General features: G+C 68.2%; 13 protein-coding genes. 8 read left to right on the forward strand and 5 right to left on the reverse strand.

Features of this window, described 5'->3' with window-relative positions; translation table 11 throughout:
• Positions 1 to 25: 25 nt before the first annotated feature.
• From BSP_RS06895 to BSP_RS06910, 4 genes are read right to left on the reverse strand one after another with little or no spacing between them, the layout of a single operon-like run.
• Positions 26 to 1,957: a BCCT family transporter gene (locus BSP_RS06895; protein WP_227976074.1), complete on the reverse strand. Its 1,932-nt coding sequence runs from the start codon at positions 1,955 to 1,957 to the stop codon at positions 26 to 28.
• Positions 1,958 to 2,008: 51 nt separating this feature from the next.
• Complete coding sequence (locus BSP_RS06900; RefSeq protein WP_182714090.1) at positions 2,009 to 3,046, reverse strand: oxidoreductase; 1,038 nt, start codon at positions 3,044 to 3,046, stop codon at positions 2,009 to 2,011.
• A 7-nt stretch (positions 3,047 to 3,053) separates the two neighbouring features.
• On the reverse strand, positions 3,054 to 4,490 hold the full coding sequence (locus BSP_RS06905) for a short-chain fatty acyl-CoA regulator family protein (protein ID WP_152949743.1): 1,437 nt from the start codon (positions 4,488 to 4,490) through the stop codon (positions 3,054 to 3,056).
• Complete coding sequence (locus BSP_RS06910) at positions 4,483 to 4,623, reverse strand: hypothetical protein (protein ID WP_152949744.1); 141 nt, start codon at positions 4,621 to 4,623, stop codon at positions 4,483 to 4,485. The genes BSP_RS06905 and BSP_RS06910 overlap by 8 nt, the downstream gene beginning before the upstream one ends.
• Between BSP_RS06910 and BSP_RS06915 the strand changes: the two genes are divergently transcribed.
• A complete protein-coding gene (locus BSP_RS06915) occupies positions 4,622 to 6,157 on the forward strand; it encodes an acyl-CoA carboxylase subunit beta (protein WP_152949745.1) in 1,536 nt (511 codons plus the stop codon). The two genes, BSP_RS06910 and BSP_RS06915, sit on opposite strands and share 2 nt — an antisense overlap.
• Before the next feature lie 188 nt (positions 6,158 to 6,345).
• Here BSP_RS06915 and BSP_RS06920 read toward each other — a convergent pair whose 3' ends face one another.
• Entirely contained in the window at positions 6,346 to 6,705 is a 360-nt protein-coding gene (locus BSP_RS06920) for a GIY-YIG nuclease family protein (RefSeq protein ID WP_152949746.1), read from the reverse strand.
• A 35-nt stretch (positions 6,706 to 6,740) separates the two neighbouring features.
• Between BSP_RS06920 and BSP_RS06925 the strand changes: the two genes are divergently transcribed.
• The 7 genes from BSP_RS06925 to tdh all read left to right on the forward strand — a co-directional run bounded on the left by BSP_RS06925 (position 6,741) and on the right by tdh (position 16,344).
• Positions 6,741 to 8,720: an acetyl/propionyl/methylcrotonyl-CoA carboxylase subunit alpha gene (locus tag BSP_RS06925; protein ID WP_152949747.1), complete on the forward strand. Its 1,980-nt coding sequence runs from the start codon at positions 6,741 to 6,743 to the stop codon at positions 8,718 to 8,720.
• Positions 8,721 to 8,952: 232 nt separating this feature from the next.
• Positions 8,953 to 10,332 (forward strand): methylmalonyl-CoA mutase family protein, encoded by a 1,380-nt coding sequence (locus tag BSP_RS06930; RefSeq protein ID WP_152949748.1) that lies wholly within the window; start codon positions 8,953 to 8,955, stop codon positions 10,330 to 10,332.
• On the forward strand, positions 10,329 to 12,485 hold the full coding sequence (gene scpA / locus BSP_RS06935) for a methylmalonyl-CoA mutase (protein ID WP_152949749.1): 2,157 nt from the start codon (positions 10,329 to 10,331) through the stop codon (positions 12,483 to 12,485). The genes BSP_RS06930 and scpA overlap by 4 nt, the downstream gene beginning before the upstream one ends.
• A complete protein-coding gene (mce, locus tag BSP_RS06940; RefSeq protein WP_054765052.1) occupies positions 12,482 to 12,904 on the forward strand; it encodes a methylmalonyl-CoA epimerase in 423 nt (140 codons plus the stop codon). Before scpA ends, mce begins: the two co-directional genes overlap by 4 nt.
• Positions 12,905 to 12,973: 69 nt before the next feature.
• Positions 12,974 to 13,882 carry a DUF4232 domain-containing protein gene (locus BSP_RS06945; RefSeq protein WP_152949750.1) on the forward strand — a complete coding sequence of 303 codons (909 nt, stop codon included), beginning with the start codon at positions 12,974 to 12,976 and terminating at the stop codon, positions 13,880 to 13,882.
• Positions 13,883 to 13,934: 52 nt separating this feature from the next.
• Positions 13,935 to 15,125 (forward strand): glycine C-acetyltransferase, encoded by a 1,191-nt coding sequence (locus BSP_RS06950; RefSeq protein WP_152949751.1) that lies wholly within the window; start codon positions 13,935 to 13,937, stop codon positions 15,123 to 15,125.
• Positions 15,126 to 15,303: 178 nt separating this feature from the next.
• Entirely contained in the window at positions 15,304 to 16,344 is a 1,041-nt protein-coding gene (tdh, locus tag BSP_RS06955) for an L-threonine 3-dehydrogenase (protein WP_353790620.1), read from the forward strand.
• Positions 16,345 to 16,505: the final 161 nt, after the last annotated feature.

The following is a 16,505-nucleotide window of genomic DNA, read 5'->3' on the forward strand; positions in this document are numbered from 1 at the left end:
TATCGCCGACCTCGTCCGGGCGACGTCAACCCATGCGCCACAGACGCAGATGTTCAAGCACGTCCGCGACGATCTGTTCCCGCGTGAACCCCGTCAGATCGCGCGCCCGCCCTGCGGCGTCGGAATAGGCGGACAGCCGCCATTCCATCGCGCGGCGTTTCTCGGGCGCATCCAGCGCGGTCATGGCGGGTCGCGGACGTTCACGCGCCGCGAGGCGATAATGGAACGTCGGCCCGTTCTGACCGGTCGCGGTCAGGACCAGGCCTGTCGCCTCGCGCGCCACCTCAGCCTCCAGTCCTTCGGCGGACAGGGCCGCGCGAACCGTCTCAAGGGCCGGGGCTCCGGCCTGATCCAGCTGGCGGTCGATGTCGTGCCGGTTCGCGGGCGACAGAATGCGTTTGAGCTGTTCGGACAGGGGCGGGCCTTCGGTCTCGACCGCGCGTCCGGCCAGGTCGGCGTTCATCTGCCGCACCAGTCCGGCGGCCAGCAGGATCATGATGACGGCGAAGGGCAGGGCGGCCACCAGGGTCGCCGCCTGAAGCGCGCCCAGGCCGCCGGCCAACAGCAGCAGGGCGGCGGCCAACCCCTCCAGCGAACACCAATAGACCCTTTGCCAACGCGGCGTATCGTCCGCCCCGCCGGACGCGATGGTGTCGATCACCAATGAGCCGGAATCCGCCGAGGTGACGAAGAAGACCGCCACCAGCAGCACCGCCAGGGTCGAGGTGACGGCGGCGCCCGGCAGTTCCTCGAAGAAGCGGAATATGGCGGTGGACAGGTCCGCCGTCACCGCATCGGCGATGGCCCCCGCCGCGACCCCCATGTCGAGATTGACCGCCGTATTGCCGAAGATCGTCATCCACAGAAAGGTGAAGCCGGTGGGAACCAGCAGTACGCCGATGACGAACTCCCGCACCGTGCGGCCGCGTGAGATGCGGGCGATGAACATGCCCACGAAGGGCGACCAGGCGATCCACCAGGCCCAGTAGAACAGGGTCCAGTTCGCCATCCAGCCGCGGGGCTCATAGGCGTAAAGGTTGAAGGTGCGGATGAAGAAATGGTCCAGATAGAGGCCGAAGTTCTGGACCAGGGCCTTCAAGAGGAAGCCGGTCGGCCCGACGACCAGGACGAACAGCATCAGCAGCACCGCCAGCACCAGGTTCAGCTCCGACAGCCGCCGGACCCCCTTGTCCAGTCCGGTCAGCACCGAGGCGGTGGCGCACGCCATGACCAAAGCGATCAGCCCCACCTGCACCCAGGGCGTATTGGGCAGGCCGGTCAAATCGTTAAGCCCGCTGTTGATCTGCGACACCCCCAGACCCAGGGAGGTGGCGATGCCGAACAGGGTGCCGCAGATGGCGAAGACGTCGACGGCGTCGCCGATCGGTCCGTTGATCCTCCGGCCCAACAGGGGCGACAGGCCCGAGCGAAGGGTCAGCGGCAGGCCCTTGCGATGGGCGAAATAGGCCAGGCTGAGCCCGACCAGCGCATAGACGGCCCAGGCGTGGACGCCCCAATGGGTGAAGGTGATCACCATCGCCTCTCGCGCCGCCTCGAAGGTGCGGGGCTGGGCCTCGGGCGGGCTGGCGTAATGCTGGATCGGCTCGGCGACGGCGAAATACATCAGGCCGATGCCCATGCCGGCGGCGAACAGCATGGCCAGCCAGGAGACATAGGGGAAGTCCGGCTCCGAATCGTCCGGCCCCAGCTTTAGGGCCCCGGTCGGCCCCAGGGCGAGGAACAGGATCAGCAGCAGAAATCCGGCGACGGCGGCGATGTAGAACCAGCCGAAGGTGTCGATCACCCAGCCTTGAGCGGCCTGGAACAGACGGTCGGACTCGCCGGGGGCGGCGACGGCCAGGGCCAGCAGCAGGCCGACGATCAGGCTTGCGCCCCAGAAGACGCGCGGATTCATCTTGGTCTTAAGCATGGACCTATAGCGTGACAGTTCCGCCATGGTTGCGGACTCCATTGCCGCGTTCGGTTCAAACCGGCTTTCAGACCGTCTTCACAGGGGGATTTCCCGACGTTCTGCGGCGCTGCGCAGGCCGGCGTCCAGGACGCGCATGACGACCAGCGCCTGGTCGGCGGGAACGGGCGCGGGCGCCGCGCTGCGGATGGCGTCGCGGACCGCGGCGTAGAAGGCGGGGTAGTCGCCGCGTTCGGGCTCAGGCGTGGTGCGGACGATCTCGCCGTCGATCTGCCTGGTCAGCACGCCGGGCGACGGGTCCAGGCCCCAGTCGGCGTCGCCGGGACGCAGGCCCGCCTTGGATTGGCCCTCCTGGGCGTCCAGCCCGTGTTTGATGAAGCTGCCGCCCGTGCCGTGGACGAGGTAGCGCAGGCCGGACTCGGCGACGAGGTGGCCCATGTTCAGAATGACCCGCAGCCGGTCGTAGCGCAGCAGGACGTGGGCGTAGTCAATGGCCGCAGCGCCGACGCGCTGGGGCTGGAGATCGGCGTAGACGGCCAGGGGCGGGCCGAACAGCTGCACCGCCTGGTCGATCAGGTGCGGACCCAGGTCGGCCCAGACGCCGCCGTCGCGCCTGTCCTTCCAGCGGTCGGCGACGGCGGGGCGAAAGCGGTCGAAATGGCTTTCGAACACGGCGATCTCGCCCAGTTCGCCCTGGTCGATCAGCCGGCGCAGGGTCAGGAAGTCCGCGTCCCAGCGCCGGTTCTGGAAGACGCTGAAGACGCCGGGCGACGAAGCCGCGAAGGCGGCGACGGCCTCGGCCTGCTCAAGCGTGGCGGCGAAGGGCTTGTCCACCACCACGGACTTTCCGGCCTTCAGCGCCGCGATCGACTGTTCGGCGTGAAGGGCGTCGGGGGTGGCGACGACGATCAGACCGATGCCGTCACGGCTCAGGGCCGCATCCAGGTCGGGCAGAACCTCGACGCCGGGCCGGTCGGCGTGGACCGCATCCGGCCGCGACGAGACGACGGCGGACAGGGTCAGGCCGGGGGTCGCCTCGATCAGGGGGGCGTGGAAGGTCTGGCCCGCCAGGCCGTAGCCGACGACGGCGACGCCGATGGGTGCATGTGAGGTCATGCCCCGATCAATAGCGGTCCGGGCGGGGGCCATCCAGCACATAGGGCACCACGCCGCGCTCGTTCTCGGGGACGTGAAGGGGGCGGTCCAGGGGCGGGAAGGCGCGCTGGGTGCAGTCGGTGCGCTCGCAGATGCGGCAGCTGACGCCGATCCGGGCGGCGGGGCCGTTCAGGTCCAGACCGGCGGCGTAGACCAGCGACCCGGCGTGCTCGATCTCGCAGCCCAGGGACAGGGCGTAGCGGCGGTCGTTGGCGAGGTATGAGCCGCTGGGCTTGGACACGGAGCGGGCGATGGAGATGTAGCGCGAGCCGTCGGGCATTTCGGCCAGCTGCACCCCGATCCGGTCGGGCGTGGCGAAGGCCTCGTGGACGTTCCACAGGGGGCAGGCGCCGCCGAAGCGGGCGAACTGGAAGCGGGTGGCGCTGTGCCGCTTGGTGATGTTGCCGGCCATATCGACGCGGGCGAAATAGAAGGGCACGCCGCGCCAGCCGGGCCGTTGCAGGGTCGAGAGCCGGTGGCAGACCTGTTCGAAACTGACCTGGAAGCGGGTGCGCAGGCGGTCGATGTCGTGTTTCTCGGCCCGCGCCGCCTCGAGGAAGGCGCGGTAGGGCAACAGGAGCGCGCCGGCGGCGTAGTTGGCCAGGCCGACGCGGGCCACGTCGCGCGCGGCCTGGGTGCGGAAGGCGGCGCGGTCCAGCTCGCTCTCGATCAGGTCGCGAAAGGACATGAGGGCCAGCTGGTGGGCCTGCTGGAAGGAGCGGGTGGCGCCCGGCTGCCAGGCGTCCAGGGAGAGTATGCGACTGGCGGGATCGTAGCGGCGCAGCGCCTCCTGACCCGCGACATAGACGGTGCGGACGCCGTGCCGGTCGGCCAGCAGGGTCTCCAGCGCCCGTTCGATCGGGCCGTCCTGGGGGATGTCGGCCGCCAGGGCCTCGGCCGCCGTGTCCAGGCTGTCGACGTAGTTGTCGCGGTAGTGGAAGAAGTCGCGGACCTCCTCATAGGGCAGCAGGGCGACGCGGGCGCCCAGTTCGTCGCGGCCCAGGGTGTCGTCCAGCGCCTTCACCCGCTCGTCCAGCTGGCGGAAGGCCTGGTGCAGGGCCAGGAACTGATGGGCCAGGCGCGGGGTGTTGGCGACGGCCTGTTTCAGCTCGGCCGCGGTCGGGGGCTCGGCCCCGCCGCTGACCGGACCGGCGATGTCGGTGGTGGCCTCGCGCAGGTCGGCGATCAGGCGGGCGTCGCCCTCGAGATCGAACAGGCTGGCGTCGATATGGAAGGCGCGGGTCAGGGCGATCAGGACGCGGGCCGTGGCCGGACGCTGATTGGTCTCGATCTGCGACAGATAGGAGGGCGACAGGCCCAGCCGTTCGGCGCAGGCCTCCAGCGTCCAGCCGCGCGCCTCGCGCAGCTTGCGCAGCTTGGGTCCCAGAAAAAGCTTCTCAGCCATTCGCAAGTTTGCAGTTCACAGCCGCCGCCTTTGCAAGTCCGCGCAGTTCCGCATCTTTTGCAAAGTTGCGTTTGCCATTTTGCGATGAAGGCGCCACGCCTTGCCGTTCGAACGAGAGGCCGAAACCGATCATGACTCAAGCCATCCTTGAAGAACTGGAGCGCCGTCGCGCCGCCGCGAAACTGGGCGGCGGGGAAAAGCGTATCGCCGCCCAGCACGCCAAGGGCAAGCTGACGGCGCGCGAACGCATCGACGTTCTGCTGGACGAGGGTTCCTTCGAGGAGACCGACATGTTCGTCGAGCACCGCAGCCACGACTTCGGGATGGAGACGCAGCGCATCCCCGGCGACGGGGTGGTGACGGGGCGCGGCACCATCGGCGGGCGGCTGGTCTATGTCTTCTCCAAGGATTTCACGGTGTTCGGCGGCAGCCTGTCGGGCGCCCATGCGGCCAAGATCGTCAAGCTGCAGAAGATGGCCCTGACCACCGGCGCGCCGATCATCGGCCTGTTCGACGCGGGCGGGGCGCGGATCCAGGAGGGGGTGGAGAGCCTGGCCGGCTACGCCGACATCTTCCTGCAGAACACCCTGGCCAGCGGCGTCATTCCCCAGATCAGCGTGATCATGGGGCCGTGCGCGGGGGGCGACGTCTATTCGCCGGCCATCACCGACTTCATCTTCATGGTGAAGGACACGAGCTATATGTACGTGACCGGCCCCGATGTGGTGAAGACCGTCACCAACGAGGTCGTCAGCCACGAGGACCTGGGCGGCGCGCGGGTGCATGCCGGCAAGTCGGGCGTGGCGGACGGGGCGTTCGAGAACGACCTGGAGGCCCTGTCGGAGGTGCGCCGCCTGATCGGCTTTTTGCCCCTGTCGAACCGCGAAAAGCCGCCGGTGCGCGAGAGCTATGACGAGCCCGAGCGGGACGAGCCGAGCCTGGACACATTGATCCCGGCCAATCCGAACCAGCCCTATGACATGAAGGAGCTGATCCTGAAGGTGGTCGACGAGGCCGACTTCTTCGAGATCGGCGCCGACTTCGCCAAGAACATCATCTGCGGCTTCGGCCGGCTGGACGGCCAGACGGTCGGGATCGTCGCCAACCAGCCCCAGGTGCTGGCCGGGGTGCTGGACATTGATTCAAGCCGCAAGGCCGCGCGGTTCGTGCGCTTCTGCGACGCCTTCGACATTCCTCTGGTGACGCTGGTGGACGTGCCGGGCTTCATGCCGGGGACCAAGCAGGAGTACGGCGCCCTGATCAAACATGGGGCCAAGCTGCTGTTCGCCTATGCCGAGGCGACGGTTCCGAAACTGACCGTCATCACGCGCAAGGCCTATGGCGGCGCCTATGACGTGATGAGTTCGAAACACCTGCGCGGCGACGTCAACTACGCCTGGCCCACCGCCGAGATCGCGGTCATGGGCGCCAAGGGCGCGGTCGAGATCATCTTCCGCAAGGAGGCCGGCGATCCTGCGGCCCTGGCCGCGCGCGAGGCGGAGTACAAGGACCGGTTCGCCAATCCCTTCGTGGCGGCGGGCCTGGGCTATATCGACGACGTCATCATGCCGCACGGGACACGGCGGCGGCTGGTGAAGGCGCTGCGGACGCTGAAGAACAAGGTCCAGGAAAACCCCTGGAAGAAGCACGATAATATTCCGCTGTGAGGGTTGCTCGTTTGTCCGCCGCCAGCTCTCCGTCATCCTCGGGCTTGTCCCGAGGATCCAGACTCCCGGTGTCGAGCGTGGACCGCCGGTCTCACCCGCGCCGCGTCACCGGCTGGGGCGCAGCGTTGAAGACCGGGAGTCTGGATCCTCGGGACAAGCCCGAGGATGACGGTTTTGGGGGAGGGGGATCACTCTTCCGGCGGAACCCAGTTTCGATAGACTTCCGGGTCAGGCTCCGCCCCCGACGCCCGCACCAGACCGTCGAACAGGTCGTCCCAGTGCGGGTTGGTGCGTTCAATCAGATTGGCCTTCCAGTCGCGCGGCCAGTGTTTCAGCGCTTTTTCGCGCTGGATCGCGCCGACGATGGAGTCGTGGAATTCGTACCAGACAAGGCGTTTCAGGCCGCACCGCTTCGTGAAGCCGTCGATGACGCCCGCGCGATGCTGGCCGATACGTGTGATCAACTGGCTGCTGACGCCGACATAGACGACGCCGTGCATCCGATTGGCCATCATGTAGCAGCCGATCAGGCTGTCCGCCGTCACCATTGCATCCCCCATCGCTTGGCAGAGGAAGTATAGCCATGTTCTCCAAAATCCTCATCGCCAACCGGGGCGAGATCGCGGTTCGGATCATCAAGACCTGCCGCCGCATGGGCATCAAAACCGTGCAGGTCTATTCGGAGGCCGACGCCGGGTCGTTGGCGGTCGAGATGGCCGACGAGGCGGTGCTGATCGGGCCGGCGCCGGCGGCGCAGTCCTATCTGCTGGCGGACAAGATCGTCGAGGCGGTGCGCCAGACGGGGGCGCAGGCCGTGCATCCGGGCTTTGGCTTCCTGAGCGAGAACGCCGGGTTCGCGCGGCGGCTGAGGGACGAGGGGATCGCCTTCATCGGGCCGAACCCCGAGGCCATCGAGGCCATGGGCGACAAGATCAGCTCCAAGAAGCTGGCGGCCGAGGCGGGGGTCTCGACCGTGCCGGGGCATATGGGGCTGATCGAGACGCCGGAGGAGGCGGTCAGGATCGCCAACCAGATCGGCTATCCTATCATGATCAAGGCCAGCGCCGGGGGCGGGGGCAAGGGCATCCGCGTGGCCCATTCGGACGCCGACATGGCCGAAGGGTTCGCGGCGGTGAAGGCCGAGGCGCTGAACGCCTTCGGCGACGACCGGGTCTTCCTTGAGAAGTTCATCATCGATCCGCGCCACATCGAGATCCAGGTGCTGGGCGACAAGCATGGCCATGTGGTCCACCTGTTCGAGCGCGAATGTTCGATCCAGCGCCGCAACCAGAAGGTCATCGAGGAGGCGCCCTCGCCCCTGCTGGACGAGGCCACCCGCGCCGCCATGGGGGCCCAGGCCGTGGCCCTGGCCCAGGCGGTGAACTATGACTCGGCCGGGACGGTCGAGTTCGTGGCGGGGCAGGACAAGTCGTTTTATTTCCTGGAGATGAACACCCGTCTTCAGGTCGAACATCCGGTGACGGAGCTGATCACCGGGGTCGATCTGGTCGAACAGATGATCCGTTCGGCCTGGGGTGAAAAACTGGCCTTCGAGCAGAAGGACCTCAAGATCGACGGCTGGGCCATCGAGAGCCGGATCTACGCCGAGGATCCCTATCGCGGCTTCCTGCCCTCCATCGGTCGGCTGGTCCGATACGAGCAGCCGGAGGAGGGCGAGCAGGACGGCTATGTGGTCCGCAACGATTCCGGCGTCCGCGAGGGCGACGAGATCAGCATGTTCTACGACCCGATGATCGCCAAACTGTGCGCCTGGGGCGAGACGCGCGAGGCGGCGGTGGCGGGCATGGCCCGGGCGCTGGAGGACACCCACCTGTCGGGCCTGGGGCATAATGTGCCCTTCCTGGCGGCGGTGATGGACCAGGAGCGGTTCAGGTCGGGCCGGCTGTCGACCAGCTATATCAAGGACGAGTTCCCGGACGGTTTCCATGGCCTCAAGCCGACGCAGCACCAGGAGCGAGTCCTGATCGCCGCCGCCATGGCCATGCACGAGATCCTCGCTGAGCAGGAGGGCGATCCGTCCGACCGCACCGACTGGACCGTGATGATCGACAAGACGCCGCACGGGGTGGGCCTGTCCTATGATGCGGACGAGGCGATGATCCTGACCCTGACGGGCGGGGGCGACATCCGCCTGTCGGAGATCGACTGGCGGCCCGGCCTGGCCCAGTTCAAGGCCGAGCTGGATGGCGAGGCCTTCACCGCCGAGGTCAAACGCATCGCCGACGGCTTCGACATTCGCCACCGCGCGGCGAAGGCGCGGGTGCGGGTGCTGCGGCCGCATGTCGCCGAACTGTATGCGCGCCTGCCGGAGAAGGCGGTCGCGGATACGTCGAAACTGGTGCTGTCGCCCATGCCGGGGCTGGTGGTGTCGATCCCGGTGGTGGTGGGCCAGGCGGTCAAGACCGGCGAGACGGTGGCCATCATCGAGGCCATGAAGATGCAGAACATCCTGAAGGCGGAGCGCGACGGGGTGGTGAAGGCGGTGGGGGCCAAGGACGGGGATCCGGTGGCGGCGGATGATGTGCTGGTGGAGTTCGGGTGATGGTTGCCCTTCTCCTCTTTCGTCATCCTCCGGCGCTCCGCAGGAGCGACCGGGGGACCCAGCGGCGCCGTAGCGAAGCGAAGGCGAAAGCCCGCAGGGCGGCGCGTCAGCGCCTCGACGGGCAGGCCGGCGTGTGCGGCAGGTTCGCGCTCTCGCGCGCCGCTGGCTCCCCCGGTCTGCGCCGCTTCGCGGCTTGCCGGAGGATGACGAAAGTAGAAGGTGGGGCGGGCGCATGAGCTTCCCCATCCCCACGCCCCTCGAATGGCGCGAGGCGGCCCAGAAGGCGTTGAAGGATCGACCGATCGAGTCGCTGATGCACCTCGACGCGGACCAGTTGGTGACGCGGCCTCTATACGCCGGCGCCACCGGTGTTCAGCCGATCTTCGCGCCCCGGCCGTCCGATTCCGAAGGCCGGGCCTGGGATCTGCGGACCCTGGTCGAGGGGGATGATCCCGAGGCGGTCAATGAGGCCGTGCTGACTGATCTGGAGAACGGGGCCGCCTCGGTGGTGCTGAAGGGGCGGGTGCTGGCGGATTCCGCGCCGCTGGGCCGGGCGCTGGAGAGCGTGGCGCTGGAGCTGGCGCCGGTGGCGCTGGACGCCGGGATCGACGGGCCGGACGCGGCCAACGCCCTGGCGGTCGTCGCCAAGGGGTCGCCGCGCGCCAAGTTGAGGTTCCACATGGATCCGGTCTCGGCCTTCGCCGAGGCGGGCGGGGCGCCGCGTTCGGTCGAAGAGCATCTGAGCCTGGCGGCCAATACGGCGGCCCGGCATGCGGGGGCCTATCCCGAGGCGAGCTTCTTCATGGCCGGCGGGCGCGTGGCGCACGAGGCGGGCGGATCGGCGGCGCAGGAGCTGGCCTTTGCGGCCTCAAGCGTCGTGGCCCATGCGAAGGCGGCGGTGGACGCCGGGATGTCGGTCGAGGCGGCGCTGAAGGGGACGGTGCTCGGCCTGTCGGTGGATGCGGAATATTTCGACAGCCTGGCCAAAATCCGGGCCATGCGGCTGATCTGGGCGGCCTTGACGCGAGCCTTCGGGGTCGAGGCGCCGGCGGTGATCGAGGCGCGGTCGTCGCGGCGGATGCTGGCGGCGCGCGATCCCTGGCCCAATCTGCTGCGGCTAACGGCGGCGGGGTTTGCGGGCGCCGTGGGGGGCGCGGACGTAGTGGTGCTGGACGGCTTCACGCGCGCCTCGGGCCGGTCCGACGCCTTTGCTCGGCGGCAGGCGCGGAACACACAGCTGGTGCTGATGGAGGAGACCAACCTGGGCCGAGTCGACGATCCGGCGGCGGGGAGCTGGTATCTGGACGCCCGGACGCGGGATCTGGCCGAGGCCGGCTGGGCCGAGTTCCAGATGATCGAGGCCGAGGGCGGTCTGGTCGAGGCCCTGAAGGGGTCGGTGATCCAGCCCCGCATCGCCCGCGCCCGCGCCCAGCGGGAGGCGGCGCTGGCGAACGGCGCGGTCCAGATCATCGGGGTGACCAAATATGTAGACCCGGAGGTGCGGCCGGCGTCGGTCGAGGCGGGCGATGAGGCGGCGGTTGCGGGGGTGCGGGTGTGCGAACCCCTGACCCCGATCCGCTTCGCGGCGGCCTTCGAGGAGGTCATCGGATGAGCTTCCCCGATTTCAGCAAGATCAGCCTGGACCTGGCGCCGACCGGGCAGGGGCCGGCGCGCGAGCCGTGGGCGACGCCCGAGGGGCTGACGGTCGAGACCGCCTACGGCCCTGAGGCCCTGGAGGGGCTGGATCACCAGGACGGTCTGCCGGGCTTCGCCCCCTTTGTGCGTGGGCCCTATCCGACCATGTATGCGGGCAATCCCTGGACCATCCGCCAGTACGCCGGCTTCTCGACCGCGGAGGAGTCCAACGCCTTCTATCGCCGCAATCTGGCGGCGGGGCAGAAGGGTCTGAGCATCGCCTTCGATCTGGCGACGCACCGGGGCTATGACAGCGACCATCCCAGGGTGAAGGGCGACGTCGGCATGGCCGGCGTGGCCATCGACAGCATCTATGACATGCGGACCCTGTTCGACGGGATCCCGCTGGACCAGATGTCGGTGTCGATGACGATGAACGGGGCGGTGCTGCCGATCCTGGCCCTCTATGTCGTCGCGGCGGAAGAACAGGGCGTGCCGCACGCGGCCCTGACCGGGACCATTCAGAACGATATTCTGAAGGAGTTCATGGTCAGGAACACCTACATCTATCCGCCCGAACCCTCGATGCGGATCATCGCCGACATCTTCGCCTGGACGGCGCAGGAGACGCCGAAGTTCAACAGCATCTCCATCTCCGGCTATCACATGCAGGAGGCGGGGGCCTCGGCCGATATAGAGCTGGCCTACACCCTGGCGGACGGGATCGAATATCTGCGGGCGGGCGTCGCGGCGGGGATGCCGATCGACCGCTTCGCGCCGCGGCTGAGCTTCTTCTGGGCCATCGGCATGAACTACTTCATGGAGGTGGCCAAGATGCGAGCGGGCCGCCTGCTGTGGGCCGAGGCGGTGCGGAAAGAGGGCGGGGTCGATCCGAAGTCCCTGTCCCTGCGCGCCCACTGCCAGACCTCGGGCTGGTCGCTGGCGGCCCAGGACGTCTTCAACAATGTGCCCCGCACCATGGTCGAGGCCATGGCGGCGGCGGGCGGGCAGACCCAGAGCCTGCACACCAACGCCCTGGACGAGGCCCTGGCGCTGCCGACCGACTTCTCGGCCCGGATCGCGCGCAATACCCAAATCCTGCTGCAGCAGGAGACCGGCCTGACCCGCGTCATCGACCCCTGGGGCGGCAGCTATTATGTCGAGCGGCTGACGCACGAACTGGCCGAACGGGCGCGCGCCCACATGGCCGAGGTCGAGGCCCTGGGCGGCATGGCCAAGGCCATCGAGGCCGGCATCCCCAAGCTGAGGATCGAGGAGTCCGCCGCCCGCACCCAGGCCCGGATCGACACCGGCCAGCAGACGGTGGTCGGGGTGAACAAATATCTGAACCCCGTCGTCGACGATATTCCGATGCTGAAGGTCGACAATGCGGCAGTGCTGGCCGCCCAGATCGACAAGCTGAAACGGCTGCGGGCCGAGCGGGATCAGGCGGCGACCGATGCGGCGCTGGAGGCGCTGACGAACGGGGCGCGGGGGACCGCCAATCTGCTGGAGCTGGCGGTCCAGGCCGCGCGGGCCAAGGCGACGGTGGGTGAAATTTCCGACGCGCTGGAGGCCGCCTTCGGCCGCCATGTGGCGACGGTGCAGACCGTGTCGGGCGTCTATGCCAAGGAGGCGGGGACGGACGCCCGCTTCGCCCGCGCCCGCGAGATGGTGGCGACCTTCGTCGAGAACGACGGCGGGCCGCCGCGCATCCTGATCGCCAAGCTTGGTCAGGACGGGCACGATCGGGGCCAGAAAGTGGTCGCCACCGGCTACGGCGACCTGGGCTTCGACGTCACCGCCGGCGCCCTGTTCCAGACCCCGGCCGAGGCGGCGAAGGACGCCGTGGAGAAGGGGGTCCATGCGGTCGGCGCGTCATCGCTGGCCGCGGGCCACCTGACCCTGGTTCCCGAACTGAAGGCCGAGCTGGAGAAGCTGGGGCGGCCCGACATCATGATCGTGGTCGGCGGCGTCATTCCGCCCTCGGACGTGCAGCCCCTGCTCGATATGGGGGCGGCCGCCGTTTATCCGCCCGGTTCGGCCATCGCCGATACGGCGGTGGACCTGATCGAAAAGCTGAACCAGCGCCTGGGTTACGCCCAGCCCGCGCCTAAGGAGACCGCATGATCGGCGCCCTGAACCATGTCGGGGTCGCGACCCCGTCCATCGCGGATTCGATCAAACTGTATCGCGACGTGCTGGGAGCGACCAAGATCGGGGAGCCCTTCGACCTGCCCGCGCAGGGGGTGAAGGTCTGTTTCATCGACACCCCGACGGCCCAGATCGAGCTGATCGAGCCCTATGACGAGACCAGCCCCATCGTCGGCTTCCTGGCCAAGAACCCCAAGGGCGGCCAGCATCACGTCTGTTTCGAGGTCGAGGACATCCACGACGCCGTCGCCGAGATGCGGGCCAAGGGGGTGACCCTCCTGGGCACGGGCGAGCCGCGCATCGGGGCGCACGGAACGCCGGTCGTCTTCCTGCATCCGAAAGAGATGGGCGGGGTGCTGATCGAGCTGATGGAGACGCCGAAAGGCGATCACTGAAGACCGATCACGGGTCGCTGGAGCTTTTCGCCAGCTTGACCGTTAAGGGCGTGAACAGGAGACCTGATCATGACGCGCCGCCTGACCGCCCTGCTCGCCATCGCCGCCCTGACGGGCGTGTCCGCCTGTCAGCAGGCCGAGCCGGAGCAGCCGGTCGCCCCGGTCGAGGCCCAGCCCGTGCCCGCCCCGCCGGTTCCGGGCGTCGGCTACGCCTGCGAAAGCGGCGCGACGGTCGAGGCCCGCTATGCCGACAGCGCCACGGCTCAGCTGACCTATAAGGGCCAGACCTATGATCTGCGGTCCGCCCAGGCCGCCAGTGGGGCCCGCTATGTCGGCTCCGGCGTCGAATGGTGGACCGTCACCCGCGACGGCCAGGAGACGGCCACCCTCAGCCGGCTCAGCCCGAACGACCAGGTCGGCGTGGCCGTTTTGGAACGCTGCGCGCGACCGGCGGCGACGCCGTCACCCTTGAGCGCAGCCCAGCCGGATCAGGCCGTCACGCCTGCGCCGGGCGGGGTCCTGCCGGCCGCCGCCCCCTGCAAGGGACCGCAGCTGAAGCTGGCGGCCGAGGACGGCGACGCCGGGGCGGGCAATCGGGTGCGCAACTTCAGCCTTCAGAACATTGGAAGCCAGGCCTGCAGCCTGACCGGCTATCCGGGCATGACTCTGCTGGACGGACAGGGGCGGCCTCTGACCGCAATCCGCGCCGACCAGAGCCCCGGCAGCTATTTCCGCCAGGGCCAGGCCCCGACCCCGGTGACCCTGGCGCCCCAGGCCAAGGCCTGGTTCGAACTGGCCTGGAGCGTGGTCCCCAACGAGGCCATGGGCGAGAAGACCTGCCCCTCGGCGGCGACCCTGCGAGCCACCGCGCCGGGCGACACGGCGGTAATTCCCTTAGCCTTCGCCTTCCAGCCGTGCGGCGGCAAGATCCGCGTCAGTCCGATCCGGGCCGAGGAAAACCCCCAGGCCGCGACCTGACACCGCGCCGAGACGTCTGGAAACCCGGACGAAATGGGCGTAGGTCGCGGCCATGACCCAGAGCTTCTATGACCGCGTCGCCGGCGAACTGTCCGACATTGACGCCCAGGGCCTGACCAAGCCCGAACGGATCATCGCCTCGCGCCAGGGGCCTGTGATTCAGGTCGGCGGGCGGGAGGTGCTGAACTTCTGCGCCAACAACTATCTGGGCCTGGCCGGCGACGAGCGCGTGACCCAGGCCGGGATCGCGGCGCAACAGAAGTGGGGCGCGGGCACGGCCTCGGTCCGCTTCATCTGCGGCACCCTGGAGATTCATAAAGAGCTGGAGGCGGCTGTCGCCGGCTATCTCGGCTTCGAGGACGCCATCCTGTTCGCCGCCGCCTTCGACGCCAACGGCGGGATTTTCGAACCCCTGTTCGGTGAGAACGACGCCATCGTCTCGGACAGCCTGAACCACGCCTCGATCATCGACGGGGTGCGGCTGTGCAAGGCCAAGCGCTATCGCTTCGCCAACTCGGATATGAATGAGCTGGAAAGCCGCCTCAAGGAGGCCCGGGCCGCCGGCGCCCGCGACATCATCATCGCCACCGACGGCGCCTTCTCGATGGACGGCTATATCGCCAAGCTGGACGAGATCCGGGCGCTGGCCGATAGGTACGACGCCCTGATCATGGTCGACGACTGCCACGCGACGGGTTTCCTGGGGCCGCAGGGGCGGGGCTCCTTCGCCTATCACGGTGTCGAGGTGGACTTCGTCACCGGCACCTTCGGCAAGGCCCTGGGCGGCGCCATGGGCGGCTTCATCTGCGCCAAGAAGGCGGTGGTCGACCTGCTGAAACAGCGGGCGCGGCCCTATCTGTTCTCCAACGCCCTGTCGCCGGCGGTGTGCGGGTCTTCGCTGGAGGCGATCCGCATCGCCCAAGGGGCGGAGGGGGATGCGCTGCGCACTCGCCTGTCGGCCAACGCCCATCGCTATCGCAACGCTATGGCCGATGCGGGCTTCGCCCTGCTGGACGGCGAACATCCGATCATCCCGGTCATGCTGGGCGACGCCAAACTGGCCCAGGATTTCGCGGCGCGGGCGCTGGAGCTGGGCGTCTATGTGATCGGGTTTTCCTTCCCGGTGGTGCCGCGCGGTCAGGCGCGGATCCGCACCCAGATGTCGGCGGCGCATACGTTCGAACAGATCGACCGGACGGTTGCGGCGTTTACGCAGGCGGGCCGGGAGCTGGGGGTTATCTGAGGTCTTCCTCCGCAGCCCGCTGCGCCACATTATTCCCGTCATCCTCGGGCTTGTCCCGAGGATCCATACTCCCGGTTTTCGCCGGTGCGCACCGTCCTCGACGGAGGCTATGGATCCTAGGCACAAGGCCTAGGATGACGATCTTAGAGTTTTAGGAGACGCCGTAATGGCCGAAACCATGAAAGCCCTCGCCAAGACCGGACCGGTCGAGGGCCTGGAACTGATCGACGCGCCGATCCCGGAGGCGGGGCCGGAGGATGTGCTGATCAAGGTGCATCGCACCGCCGTCTGCGGCACCGACATCCACATCTGGAATTGGGACGAGTGGTCCCAGAAGAACGTTCCGACCCCGATGATCACCGGCCATGAATTCTCCGGCGAGATCGTCGCCATCGGCAAGGAGGTGGATCGCCCGCTGAAGATCGGCCAGCGCGTCTCGGCTGAGGGACACGTGATTGACCTGAACTCCGAAGCGGCCCGCGCCGGGCACTTCCACCTGGACCCGCATACGCGCGGCATCGGCGTCAACCGCCAGGGCGCCTTCGCCGAGTTCGTGGTGGCGCCGGCCTTCAACGTCATCGAACTGCCCGACGACGTCCCCTATGAGATCGGCTCGATCCTGGATCCGTTCGGCAATGCGGTGCACACGGCCCAGCAGTTCGACCTGCTGGGCGAGGACGTCCTGGTCACCGGCGCCGGCCCCATCGGCATGATGGCCGCCGCCGTGGCCCGTCACGCCGGGGCGCGCACCGTGGTCCTGACCGACATCAACGACTTCCGGCTGGAGCTGGCGCAGAAGGTGGCGCCGGGCGTGCGCACCGTGAACACGACCAAGGAAGACATCCACGACGTCATGAAGGAACTGGGCCTGAAGGTCGGCTTCGACGTGGCGCTGGAAATGTCGGGCTCGCCCGTCGCCTTCAAACAGTGCGTCGACACCCTGATCATGGGCGGCGGCATGGCGATGCTGGGCATTCCGGGCAAGCCGATGGAGACCGACTGGGGCGCGATCATCCTGAAGGCCCTGACGATCAAGGGCGTCTATGGCCGCGAAATGTTCACCACCTGGCGCAAGATGCTGGGTCTGCTGAAGGCCGGCCTGGACCTGAGCCCGTTGATCACCCACCGGTTGGACTACGCCGACTATCGCCAGGGCTTCGAGGCGATGAAGTCGGGCCAGTCGGGCAAGGTGGTGCTGAACTGGGACAAGGCGGCCTAAGGCGAAGTCGTCTCCTCCCCGCGAAGTGGGGAGGGGGGCCGCGAAGCGGTGGAGGGGTTCTGACGCCCCACTGACGCTTGCGCGGTGAAGAGCCCCTCCGTCTCTCCGCTACGCTTCGAGCCACCTCCCCATCGCTGCGCGACGGGGAGGAGACGGTGTGT

The organism is Brevundimonas sp. Bb-A (genome assembly GCF_009394735.1).
In the GTDB taxonomy this organism is placed as follows: Bacteria; Pseudomonadota; Alphaproteobacteria; order Caulobacterales; family Caulobacteraceae; genus Brevundimonas; species Brevundimonas aurantiaca.

What these genes read in the sequence shown, in the direction of transcription:
- BSP_RS06920 (WP_152949746.1), bottom strand. Translation starts at nt 6,705, where the DNA reads ATGGTGACGGCGGACAGCCTGATCGGCTGCTACATGATGGCCAATCGG.
- mce (WP_054765052.1), top strand. Translation starts at nt 12,482, where the DNA reads ATGATCGGCGCCCTGAACCATGTCGGGGTCGCGACCCCGTCCATCGCG.
- BSP_RS06925 (WP_152949747.1), top strand. Translation starts at nt 6,741, where the DNA reads ATGTTCTCCAAAATCCTCATCGCCAACCGGGGCGAGATCGCGGTTCGG.
- tdh (WP_353790620.1), top strand. Translation starts at nt 15,304, where the DNA reads ATGAAAGCCCTCGCCAAGACCGGACCGGTCGAGGGCCTGGAACTGATC.
- scpA (WP_152949749.1), top strand. Translation starts at nt 10,329, where the DNA reads ATGAGCTTCCCCGATTTCAGCAAGATCAGCCTGGACCTGGCGCCGACC.
- BSP_RS06900 (WP_182714090.1), bottom strand. Translation starts at nt 3,046, where the DNA reads ATGACCTCACATGCACCCATCGGCGTCGCCGTCGTCGGCTACGGCCTG.
- BSP_RS06910 (WP_152949744.1), bottom strand. Translation starts at nt 4,623, where the DNA reads ATGATCGGTTTCGGCCTCTCGTTCGAACGGCAAGGCGTGGCGCCTTCA.
- BSP_RS06895 (WP_227976074.1), bottom strand. Translation starts at nt 1,957, where the DNA reads ATGGCGGAACTGTCACGCTATAGGTCCATGCTTAAGACCAAGATGAAT.
- BSP_RS06945 (WP_152949750.1), top strand. Translation starts at nt 12,974, where the DNA reads ATGACGCGCCGCCTGACCGCCCTGCTCGCCATCGCCGCCCTGACGGGC.
- BSP_RS06915 (WP_152949745.1), top strand. Translation starts at nt 4,622, where the DNA reads ATGACTCAAGCCATCCTTGAAGAACTGGAGCGCCGTCGCGCCGCCGCG.
- BSP_RS06905 (WP_152949743.1), bottom strand. Translation starts at nt 4,490, where the DNA reads ATGGCTGAGAAGCTTTTTCTGGGACCCAAGCTGCGCAAGCTGCGCGAG.
- BSP_RS06930 (WP_152949748.1), top strand. Translation starts at nt 8,953, where the DNA reads ATGAGCTTCCCCATCCCCACGCCCCTCGAATGGCGCGAGGCGGCCCAG.
- BSP_RS06950 (WP_152949751.1), top strand. Translation starts at nt 13,935, where the DNA reads ATGACCCAGAGCTTCTATGACCGCGTCGCCGGCGAACTGTCCGACATT.